Raw genomic sequence first — 12,286 nt, forward strand, 5'->3', positions numbered from 1 at the left:
CCCCCACGGGAGCTCTATTACTAACAGATGTGAATATTTTTAGCTCCGCGGGAGCTTCAGCGCTAATGAATGTGAATATTTTTAGCCCGAAATCGGTAGAATCCTCCCCCAAAAAGCAAAACGAATTATTAAACTATAGAACAACGATTATGGAATTAGAATTAGAACCCCTCACCCTGCCCGGCGTTGAAAACAAACGCCCCCTGGTAATTGCCGGCCCGTGTAGTGCCGAGACTGAAGAACAAGTAATGAGCACCGCCAAACAATTGGCAGACAAAGGTCTCAAAATATTCCGTGCAGGTATCTGGAAACCGCGCACCAAACCGGGTGGCTTCGAAGGTATCGGCGTAGAAGGCCTTGCCTGGCTGAAGGAAGTGAAGAAAGAAACCGGTATGTATGTCTCTACCGAAGTGGCCACCGCCAAGCATGTATACGAATGCCTGAAAGCCGGCATCGACATCCTGTGGGTAGGCGCCCGTACCACTGCCAATCCTTTTGCCGTGCAAGAAATAGCAGATGCCCTGAAAGGCGTCGACATCCCGGTATTGGTAAAGAACCCGGTTAATCCCGATCTCGAACTGTGGATCGGAGCCCTGGAACGCATCAACAATGCCGGACTGAGGCGTCTGGGCGTTATCCACCGCGGTTTCAGCAGCTACGACAAGAAGCTCTACCGCAATCTGCCGCAATGGCACATCCCCATTGAGTTACGTCGCCGCATCCCCAACCTGCCCATCATCTGCGACCCCAGCCACATCGGTGGGAAGCGCGAGTTGGTTGCTCCACTCTGCCAGCAGGCCATGGACCTCGGCTTCAACGGCCTCATCATCGAAAGCCATTGCAACCCGGATTGCGCCTGGAGCGATGCCGCCCAGCAAGTAACCCCGGATGTGCTGGACTACATCCTCAACCTGCTCGTCATCCGTAAGGAAACGCAAAGCACCGAGAACCTGAGCGAACTGCGCAAGCAGATTGACGAATGCGACAACAACCTGATGCAGGAACTTGCCAAGCGCATGCGCGTGGCCCGTGAAATCGGTACCTACAAGAAGGAACACGACATGACCATCCTGCAAACCGGACGCTACAACGAAATCCTGGATAAGCGCGGCTCGCAAGGTACACTCCTGGGCATGGACGCAGAATTCATCAAGCATGTATTCGAGGCAATACACGAGGAGAGCGTGAGGCAACAAATGGAAGTGATAAATAAGTGATCCCCTATGAGAATATTAATACTCGGAGCCGGCAAGATGGGCTCCTTCTTTACAGACATCCTGAGTTTTCAGCACGAGACGGCCGTGTTCGACGTCAACCCGCACCAACTGCGCTTTGTCTACAACACCTACCGCTACACTACGCTGGAAGAAATCAAGGACTTTGAACCGGAACTGGTCATCAATGCCGCTACGGTGAAGTACACGCTGGATGCCTTCCACAAGGTGCTGCCCGTGCTGCCCAAAGACTGCATCATCAGCGACATTGCTTCCGTAAAGACCGGACTGAAGAAGTTCTACGAAGAAAGCGGCTTCCGCTATGTGTCCACACACCCCATGTTCGGCCCCACATTTGCCAGCCTCAGCAATCTGAGCAGCGAGAACGCCATCATCATCAGCGAGGGCGATCATCTGGGGAAAATCTTCTTCAAAGACCTCTACCAGACCATGAAGCTGAACATCTTTGAATATACATTCGACGAGCATGACGAGACGGTGGCATACTCCCTGTCCATCCCGTTCGTATCCACCTTCGTATTCTCGGCGGTGATGAAGCACCAGGAGGCACCGGGAACTACCTTCAAGAAGCACATGGCCATTGCCAAAGGGTTGCTCAACGAAGACGATTACCTGCTGCAGGAGATTCTGTTCAATCCACGCACTCCGTCGCAAGTGGAGAATATCCGCCTGGAGCTGAAGAACCTGCTGGAAATCATCAATAACAAAGATGCAGAAGGAATGAAAAAGTACCTGACGAAGATCAGGGAAAAGATTAAATAAGAAGCGACAGACCGCAAGGCTCCAATCACTTCATCATTGGACATTGGGCAGTACAAACCAGAATGTGCTGCCCTTTCCTTTTTCAGAAGTCACACCGATTTTACCGCCCAGGTGCTTTACAATGCTTTTGCACAGCGCCAGTCCCAAACCGGTTCCTTGGACATAGGCATCGAGCTTCACAAAACGGTTGAAGATACTCTTCTGGTCCTCCGGGGCAATGCCACATCCGGTATCGCTCACATAGAAGTAGAGTCCATATTCGCGTCTGCGGCAGCCAAAAGTAACAGAACCTTCATTCGTGAACTTCACTGCATTGGAAAGCAGATTCAACAACAATTTCCTCAGATACTCTTCGTCGGTGGTTATGAATCTCTCTTCTTCACATTCGGGCATCTCATACACCACCTTCAATGAATGTTCATCCAGGTTATTACGGATATAAGACCCCATATCTATAAAGACCTTCTCAATATTAAATTGTTTATAGCAGAACGTTATTTTACCTGCGTCCAATGCCGACAAGTCAAGTATATTTTTTATCAACGCATTCAAGAGACGGGTGTTACGCAAAATAATAGGGATATACTCCTCTCCCGTCTCATTAGAGTTGGCAAGAATTGTAGAGAAGCCGACAATGGCATTCAGTGGAGTACGCACCTCATGGCTGATGCTGTTCAAGAAGCAACGGGTTTCTTCATTCGCCTCTTCAGCTTTCTGCTTGGCTTTTTCCAGTCTCTTCTCATTGCTCTTCTGCTCGTCGATGTTCAGGCTCAACTCCACCAGGCGATTGGAGGACTGGATAAAGTACATATGTTGCCGTATCCAGTGCTTCCGGTCATCTTTACCGTTCACTTGTATCTCCCTGCAAAAGGCATCCTGCACATCTCCGGCACGTATTGCTTGCTGGAACTTCAACAGAAAGTCGCGGTCTTCCTCCACCACCTGCCCGTAAACAGGAAATACACCCGATACGAACTCCTCGTTCATATTCCTGCACCAGGAATTCGTAGCTTTCCCCACAGCAGTATCTACATCATAAAACACCACACCAACCTGCGAAGAGTCCGAAGCAAAACGGAACAATTCCTCAAACCGTTCTTTCTCCCGCCGTTCCTTGAGGGTCGGTGTAAGGTTGATGGCGATAGCCATAAAGCTGGAGTTCCGGTAATTGACTTCATACAGGGGTTTGACTATCAACTGGTAAACAGCATGCTCGGCAAAACTGGTCCGGGACTGTCTGCCATTGTGGTCAAGAGATATCTCACAATTAATAATCCGGTCAAGACGTATTTGTTCTTTCAAGTCATCAGTGAGGTGAGGGCTCTCAAATATGTTCTCACAGAAAAGATCGTACTCCCCACTCTCAGCCGTCGATTCTCCATTGACTATGCGGAGCAAGCGCTTCCCGTCTCCACTGTATAAAGCAAAATCTATCGAACTGTTTTTATAAATCACCTGCAACTTATCGTACAAACGCTTATAGCGCGCATAGTCTGCCTGTATCTGCTTGTTATACTTATGACGGCGCCAGCCGATAAGCAGATAGCCTACAACCAGCATCAAGACAAGTGTGCCCACCAATAACTGCCGTTCGTACTTGTGAAAGAAGGTAGGCGGAATATGAACATACGATACTCCTTTGAGTTTATCGGCTGCCTGCTCCAGTCCATAGCGTTCCAAAGCTGTACGGTTCAGGACAACTCTGGATTCTGATACTGTATCAAAAGGAAGAGCCATGATACTGTCTCCCCGTACGGCACGTACCAGCATTGCCAAGGTGCAATTCACCATCTGCGAACCATCCAGGAAGATGCCGCCCACCCAGTAATTGTCCTTATTAAAGTTACGTTCTGTCAAAGTAAACAAAGGCACGGTAGAGACATTAGTGAACAATGAATCTATTTCTCTATCGGAGCGTTTGCTATGCATTGCATCTATATTCCAGCTATATGACAGAAAAGCGCGATGCTCGGCAGGTTCCAGCATCACGTCATAAATGGAGTCGGTATTCATACGATTATGTATCATCTTGGAGTACTTCACATCCGGCAATACTTCCTTCAATACTTTTTCTACCTCCAGACGGGTTTCCGTGGTCCGATAAGAATCATCATCCACCCATATAAGCTCTTGCAAGTCGGGCAGCAGCCGATGAATCAACTCCAGATTCTCCCGTATCGGTTGCTTTATGACATTGCCGCTATAATTCAGATAATAGTCCAAGCGGTACGTCTCTGCCTCTTCCGATTTAGTGATGTGGATATTTTTATCTTTTCTCGCTTTCTCCACATCAAGAGGATTCATACGCAACAACTTTGTCACAACAGAATAGTCACGAATGCCATACTTTGAATCAAAACGGAATTTCTCACCCGGAAACCATCCACGACTCGAAACCGAATCCTTTACGGCACATAGAACCATCGGGACTTCCTTCCACTTTCCCAACTGAGCAATATGTGATATATAATTCAAGAAGCCCTCTTCGCCTATCCAAATAAGGGCATTCGGTACATCATCCTGCACAAAGATAGAAGAAGATTGCAGATTAGTAGCATCAATACGGGTCAGTGTCCTCTCGGCATATCCCCATAATATAGACCGCAAAGTCAGAATCGTTGCACCGATATAGGTAGCAGACTCTGTCTTCAAATTACCGGAATAAACCATCCAATCCGGATACATTTTATGTATTTTGCTTTCCAGACTGTCCGTCACACTCCTGCTCCATGCAATCTGTTCTCCATAAGAGTTGATGATGAGCACTCTTTTTTTCTCCGGTGTATCTGCACACACAGCAGCCTCTACTGCAATTCCGAAGAATAACAGTATTACCGACACACTACAGAATATCCAAGTTCTCATATACATACAAGCATTATTCATTCAACTCTACTTTAGACATTTCAATAATGTCATTGAGCAATCCCAACATCTGGTCATTAGCCAATTCGATACGGGCAAGCAACTTACTTTGCTGCTCCACATCCGTACAGGCAACCAGTTCACGCGCACACGAAATGATTTCTTTCAGTGGAATCCGGATTCCATCTTCCATGTTGGCAACAAAAGCATTTTTAAGACGATCGGCCTCTTGCGCTTTCTTCATGGCAGTCTCCAGTTCACGCTCTTTTGCAACCTGTTCATCCACATTAAGCACCAATTCTGCAACGATTATATTCTGTCCGTCAGGCATATATTCCAACGGTTGGATCAAATAACGGATATAGTGCATTTCTCCGGGCTGGGTTTGCAGTTGCAGGCTATCCAGGAAAAGCCGGGATTCCCCGGAACGGACACGTTCCAGATAATTCTGCACTTTCTCTCTGTCAGGCTCTGCCAGGCATTGATGCATCTGCATAAAGTCATCAGTACCTTTCTCTACGCCCAATGTGCTATACCAAGCATCTGTGGCAAATCCCTGTCCGTCTATAAGATTGTATTCAGCTACTCCAATGCCAGCCTTATTCATGGCAAAATTCAACACATTGCAAATCTGCTCTTTTGTTTTCCTTTCCCGCTCAATCTCCGTATTATCTATCACAATCACCAGAATATTATCTGCCCCGGTTTCTTCATCAGCCATCATGCAACACTGCACACGATAGCAATGCTCTTGCAGATACACCATTTTACTAACCAACTCTTTACAGAAAAGCGCCTCCCGCATGCCTTCAGTCAGCAGATCTGAATCAAAAAGCTGAAAGACATCCGACCTTGAATGCGCAAACTGTTCGAAGAAAACGTCCGTCTCTGCATTTCGCTTCAGCAATTTTCCATACACATCAAACAGCATCAGCCCCACCGGCATATTCTCATAAACTACCTGATACTCATTATACAACGTCTTATAGCGTTCATACAAAAGATTCAGATTACGACTGTAACGACGCGAAGATACCATACGGTAAATGACAAACGCCAATACAATCATTATCACCAATATAACAGCAATGATACGGATATGCCGGAATATGAACGGTGGAGGTATGTTACGGTTCACCGTATCAGGTAATCCTTTAACTTCCGAGCGCAGACCTGCATGCATCAAAGCTGTCTGATTCAGATAATAAGCCGTATCGGCCACCACAATATAAGGTAGTTCATCTATTTTACCCATTTCCAAAGTGCGGAACACGGTTTCGGCCGTCTGAGTTGCAAATGTCGATATCGGCGCAAAATATCCACCTAAAGGGGTACACGCTCCATAACTCATATCGCGCAAAGCCAAAACAGGCACTTGAAGACTTTGTGGCACCAAAGCGTCATTAATCAACACCATAGCTCCCGAAGGCAGTTCCATCAGTACCCGACCGATAGAATCCGTATTGCAACGTTCGGTAAATATCTCTGTAAACGCTACATTCTTCTTTTTACTTTCCTGCAGTAGTTTCATGCCTGTGTAACTATCCGAATAGCTACCATCCGACAGAAAATAAAGATGCTGCAAGTCAGGCATCAACGTTTGTGCCAGTTGCAAAGTTCGAGCTGCATTATCAGGCTCTATCACTGCCGTGACATTCATTTCAGATGCCGAATCCCTTAAAGGAATAAAAGAAGCATCGGACAATTGCTTATCAGGAAAGAACTGTTTATAATCTGCCAGCACCTCAGCATGGACACCACAAAGAACAACCGGAATATTCTGCCAGACTCCACGATGGTCCATGCTCCGATAAATCATCCAACTCTCATCACCAATCAGAACCAATACATCAGGTACTCTGATCTTATCACTCAACTGCCCATTAGCAAAAGCGCCCTGCATGGCGAAACGATCGGCAACATAAGAAGTCCGGGCAGTTATGCCGGCGTAGGTAATACGCACTTTAAGTTCGGGACTCTGAGTTTCCAGATGGTTACGAATTTCTTTTGCCAAAGCAGTACTCCACTGTTTTTCATAAGAGTATGAGCTCAATATCATAACAAACCCTGGCTTCTGAGCCACGTTTGACGACGATTGAGCGAACAAAAATGAGGAGGAGAAAATACTACTCAGCAATATAGTGATGACTATACGGTACATACAAAACAGCATTTGTTGCAAATATATATCTTTTAATTGGAAATTCTAAGCCAGAGTTTACTTTTTATTCTCATTAGCTATGATATTTGATTATCCAAGAAATATCACGTACTTTTGCACAATCTAAAAAGAGAGAGAATGATAGACCAAGCTACCATAGACAGAATTCTGGATGCCGCACAAATCACTGATGTCGTATCAGACTTTGTCACACTGCGCAAACGCGGTGTAAACTATGTCGGTTTGTGCCCGTTCCATGACGATAAGACCCCGTCGTTTTATGTTTCGCCTGCCAAAGGACTATGCAAATGTTTCGCCTGCGGAAAAGGAGGAAATGCCGTGCATTTTATTATGGAACATGAACAAATGTCCTATCCCGAAGCACTGAAGTATCTTGCTAAGAAATACGGTATAGAGATCAAAGAGCGTGAACTTTCCAGTGAAGAAAAGATGGTGCAGAGTGAACGGGAGAGCCTTTTTATCGTCAACAACTTCGCCCGCGATTACTTTCAGAACATCCTGCGCAACCATGTGGATGGTCGCAGCATCGGCATGGCTTATTTCCGGAGCCGCGGTTTCCGGGACGACATCATTGAGAAGTTTCAATTAGGTTACTGTACTGAAAGCCATGACGCCCTTGCACAAGAAGCTCTGAAGAAAGGATATAAAAAAGAATACCTCGTCAAGACCGGTCTTTGTTATGAAACGGACGACCATCGCCTGCGCGACCGTTTCTGGGGACGGGTCATCTTCCCCGTACATACACTATCCGGCAAGGTGGTGGCCTTTGGAGGGCGTGTGCTCGCCAGTGCCACAAAAGGCGTCAAAGTAAAGTATGTCAATTCGCCCGAATCGGAGATTTATCATAAAAGCAATGAGTTGTATGGCATCTATTTTGCCAAACAAGCAATCGTAAAACAAGACCGTTGCTTCCTGGTAGAGGGTTATACGGACGTCATTTCCATGCACCAGTCGGGGATAGAAAATGTAGTGGCTTCTTCGGGCACTGCGCTGACACCCGGACAGATCCGCATGATCCATCGCTTTACCAATAACATCACAGTGCTTTACGACGGAGATATGGCAGGTATCAAAGCATCCATCCGCGGTATCGACATGCTGCTGGAAGAGGGAATGAACATCAAAGTCTGCCTCCTTCCCGACGGAGACGACCCGGACTCTTTTGCCCGCAAACATAACGCCACTGAATTTCAAGCCTTCATACAAGAACATGAAACGGACTTTATCCGCTTCAAGACCAATCTATTGTTGGAGGATGCAGGAAAGGACCCTATAAAGCGCGCCGAACTTATCGGCAATCTTGTACAAAGTATATCGATCATTCCCGAAGCCATCGTGCGCGATGTATATATCAAGGAATGTGCGCAACTGCTGCATGTAGAAGATAAGCTATTGGTCTCCGAAGTAGCCAAACGCCGCGAAGTACAGGCGGAGAAGCAGGCCGAGCGTGTTGAACGCGAACGTCGTTCAGCAGCTGCCAGTGCAGCGAATGCAGCAGCCGGAATTGGCGATAACACGGGGAATGTACCTCTTGATACGACTACAACCCAACCACCGGTAGCTAATGCTGAGAATTTTCCTCCCGAGTTGAGCGCTCCCTTCCCTCCGGAAGAATATGTCTCTTTCATTCCGCAAGAAGGGAAAGAGGGGCAAGAGTTTTATAAATACGAACGGCTGATTCTGCAAATGGTAGTACGCTATGGGGAGAAGGTCATGTGCAATGTCACGGACGAAGAGGGTAAGGAAATCCCTATTACTGTGACCGAATATATCACCAACGACCTCAAAGAAGATGAGCTTGCCTTCCACAACCCGCTTCACCGGCAAATTTTGTCCGAAGCCGCCGAGCGCATCCATAACGAAGGTTTTATCGCCGAACGATATTTTGTGGCGCATCCCGATCCTGTCATCAGCAAACTCAGTGTGGAACTGATCAGTAACCGCTATCAGCTAAGCAAATATCACTCCAAAAGCCAAAAGATCGTAACCGACGAAGAGCGTCTTTACGAATTGGTACCTTTCTTAATGATTAACTTCAAATACGCCATTGTCAGCGAAGAGTTGAAGCATATCATGTTTGCCCTGCAAGATCCCACCGTAGCCAACGATGAGGAAAAGTGTAACAGCATCATGAAGCGATACAACGAGCTGCGCGAAGTGAAAAGCATTATGGCAAAACGGTTGGGAGACCGGGTGGTGCTGAGTTTCTAAATAATTGCATCTTAACAACTAGCTACTAAAAAAGAGGATACCCTTTTCGAGTATCCTCTCTCTATTATTGTTTCTCACAATTGTGAGAAGTGAAATCTATCTTCTCAAATTAGCTTTTAACAGTTGCTTAGTTATTCAAAGCTGCTTTTACTACGATATCCTTCGTAACTGTACCCCAATTGTGAGTCAAAGTAACAGTAACTGTGATTTCCAAAGCAGAAGCAATGTTGATGTTGTTGCAAGTCAATACACCGGTTGCAGCATCAATAGTAAATGTACCTTCATTTACAGTTTCGCTATAACCCTTGATCTTGTAAGATACAACGCCAGCGTAAGCAGTAGCCCACGGTTGGATAGCACCGTCCTTAACCAAAGCGTTACCTACAATCTTGCCCTTGCTATCTACAACGTTGATGTCACGGTCGTTGATGCATGCCTTAGCATTCTTAGCAACATCATATGTAGTAGCCACACCGCTGATAGCCCAAGTTACAGGACTAGTAGCAGTCCAAGCATTGATCGGAGAACGGAGAACCGGAGTAGCGTATTCTACTACGTTACCATCCTTGTCTTGCATAACGGCTGCAATGTCAGTACCCTTGATGTTAGCAGAGATATTGATTGAACCCAATGTAGCAATGTCAACCTTCGGATCTACATACAGCTTGTTGTTTACGATCGTTATTTGAGCATATACCTTCTGAACAGCAGCAGACTGTTTAGCCTTCGGAGCAAGTACATAAGTTACATCTTCATCAGACTTAGTCTTACCGTCAGATTTGTATGCAGCATACAAGTCTTCCAGATTACCAACCATTGTGAATGACTGAGCTGTTTCATCCCATTCACCTACTACAGTAGTCTTACCATCAACGATGAATGCAGTATTCTGCTTGATGATTACATCACGGCTTACCTTAACCTTGTCGTTCAACTTAACAGTGTACTTAACTCGCTTACCGTTTACTTCATATTCAGCATTTGATATACGATAATAAGCAGCCAGATCCTGTTCGAAGTTTTGGATATCAGTATAATCTACTACATCAGCAGCATAAGGCCAATAACCACCTACATTTCCAGAAACCTGCATAGCGAATAATTCTTGTGCCGGATTAATAATAGTTTCAGCAGGAATTACCAATTCCAGATAGTCTTTATCAGTGTTTTCACCGGAATGGAAATGCAGATAAGCAGGAACCTTATTGATATATTTATGTTCTTTCTTATCAATTTCCTTAGTGGAGTAGTAGAACAGAGAATAATAGCGATCAGCAGGCCAGTTATTATTTGCCATATAGTCACGTCCACCAATTTCATTTTCGAAGTGACGTACATCAAGTTTGATCTTTTGCTCAGTAGTGCTATAAACTAACTTAGACAAGTCAACCTTAGAATCAAGTACCTTCACAGCAATGTCATTTGTTTCAACAGGAATTTGTTCGCGAACAGCCTTCACTGCGAAGTCAAAAGTTCTAATAACTTTATCATCTGGAGTTGTATAAGTAGCAGTTACGAAGCAAACCTCATTGATTGCAGAAACTTGATTTTCCGCTTTTACAGTAACTACATTATCCTTAATTTCAAAGATACCTTTCTCTTTACCTGCTGTCTGCTTGAATGCAACTTTTACACCTTGGAAACCAAGATCAGCCATTGAAGTGAAAGATTCACCCCAATCGCGTCCTAAAGCTACAGAGTCAGACAAGCTATAAGACTTGTCATATATAAATGTATACTTAGGTTCACTACTCCATGAGTTATTTAAGTTCTCAACTAAATATTCACAAGGAACTATTGTACTGTCATTCGTGTGCACAAAATTCAGTGTACCTGCATTCAAATCTGCAGCACGGAAATTGAAATAGTCTGATGCAGTCGTATGCCCATTGATCGTAATATCCAAAGAAGAAGCATAGTTCTGATACTTTTCAATGTTATTAGGTTCTATTGTTACGCTCAGAATACCATCTTTTTTATCTACCCACTGTGCACTTCCAGCTACATATGTCAAAGCAGGTTCTTTTGCTGCTCTTGTTTTATAGGTATCAGTAAAGTCATAAGTAGCTTTAGCTAAATCCAGAGTCTTCGGCCATATTTTGAATGTAGCAGTTGCAGTACTCTGCATCAGCTCAACATCTTTACCACTCTTATCGTATGTAAACAGGCGAAGTGATTCAACAAAATCGCTAATATCGTCCGCTGCTTTTCTTCTGTATGTTACACTTTGCAATCCATTATAAGCAGACCCTTCAGCCAAAACTTTATATTCCTTACCGTTGATATTGAAGATGTACAAACCATCTTGTTCATTTACAACGATTGAAGGAACAGTTGTATTTGTCTTCAGAGTTGTTACAACATCACCAATTACGATAAAGCCATCCTTATTGATAGTAACGTTGGAGCCACCAACAGCTACAACTTTCTCACCAGCTTCATTCAGTACATCAACCCAAGTGGCACCGTCGTCTGTGCTTACTTGCCAGCAACTCTCAGCCGATACACGGAATTTAGGTATAAATGTCTTTCCATCAATACCATTTGTGCCATTTGTACCATGTTTAATTGTTAATTTAGTACCATCAGATAAAGACAATTCATAACCATTCTCAGTCGATACATAACCGGTAATATACTTGCCGGATTGCATGGCTGATTCAATGTCAGAAATTGACTTTTCAATACCAGTGACTTTATCATTCAATGCATCAATATCATCGTCATAGTCCTTACAACCGACAAATGATGCACCGATAGCAAAAGTCATCGCAGCAAAAAGTGCTACTCTTGTAAACTTTTTCTTCATTGTTTTTAAAAAATTTAGTTAATAATATATTATTAAACACTCTATCAAGATGTTCTATAACCGCTTGCTATTTATACACTAATATGTTAAATTCATTAGCACAGTTCCAAATTTATTCCGTTACTTCGTAGGTAATAAAAAACCGTTAATTTCGTTAAGATTTAAGGTCAGATGGCGCTTCAAAAGCCCTTTTGTTGGGAATGGGAAAATATGTCAGTCTGA

The 12,286-nt window shown here is 44.6% G+C and carries 6 protein-coding genes; 3 read left to right on the forward strand and 3 right to left on the reverse strand.

All coding sequences use genetic code 11. The features are described 5' to 3' along the window. Positions 1–149 precede the first annotated feature (149 nt). Together AAE250_RS15330 and AAE250_RS15335 are read left to right on the forward strand one after the other, a co-directional pair. The gene (locus AAE250_RS15330) at positions 150–1,217 is read left to right on the forward strand and encodes a chorismate mutase (RefSeq protein WP_294598469.1); all 1,068 of its coding nucleotides are present in this window, start codon (positions 150–152) and stop codon (positions 1,215–1,217) included. A gap of 6 nt (positions 1,218–1,223) precedes the next feature. Then, positions 1,224–1,997 (forward strand): prephenate dehydrogenase/arogenate dehydrogenase family protein, encoded by a 774-nt coding sequence (locus AAE250_RS15335; protein WP_294598471.1) that lies wholly within the window; start codon positions 1,224–1,226, stop codon positions 1,995–1,997. Between the two features lie 33 nt (positions 1,998–2,030). Here the strand turns inward: AAE250_RS15335 and AAE250_RS15340 are convergent, their stop codons facing one another. Together AAE250_RS15340 and AAE250_RS15345 are read right to left on the reverse strand one after the other, a co-directional pair. Then, positions 2,031–4,862: a sensor histidine kinase gene (locus AAE250_RS15340; protein WP_294598473.1), complete on the reverse strand. Its 2,832-nt coding sequence runs from the start codon at positions 4,860–4,862 to the stop codon at positions 2,031–2,033. 13 nt (positions 4,863–4,875) lie between these two features. Beyond that, positions 4,876–6,921, reverse strand: a complete 2,046-nt coding sequence (locus tag AAE250_RS15345) for a hypothetical protein (protein ID WP_294598476.1) — start codon at positions 6,919–6,921, stop codon at positions 4,876–4,878. A gap of 240 nt (positions 6,922–7,161) precedes the next feature. Here AAE250_RS15345 and dnaG point away from each other — a divergent pair, with 240 nt between their 5' ends. Continuing rightward, positions 7,162–9,255 carry a DNA primase gene (dnaG, locus tag AAE250_RS15350; RefSeq protein WP_294598479.1) on the forward strand — a complete coding sequence of 698 codons (2,094 nt, stop codon included), beginning with the start codon at positions 7,162–7,164 and terminating at the stop codon, positions 9,253–9,255. 127 nt (positions 9,256–9,382) lie between these two features. Here dnaG and AAE250_RS15355 read toward each other — a convergent pair whose 3' ends face one another. Beyond that, positions 9,383–12,064 carry a PL29 family lyase N-terminal domain-containing protein gene (locus tag AAE250_RS15355; RefSeq protein ID WP_294598481.1) on the reverse strand — a complete coding sequence of 894 codons (2,682 nt, stop codon included), beginning with the start codon at positions 12,062–12,064 and terminating at the stop codon, positions 9,383–9,385. Between the last annotated feature and the right edge of the window lie 222 nt (positions 12,065–12,286).

Origin of the sequence: Bacteroides sp. GD17 (assembly GCF_038448625.1) — a bacterium.
In the GTDB taxonomy this organism is placed as follows: Bacteria; Bacteroidota; Bacteroidia; order Bacteroidales; family Bacteroidaceae; genus Bacteroides.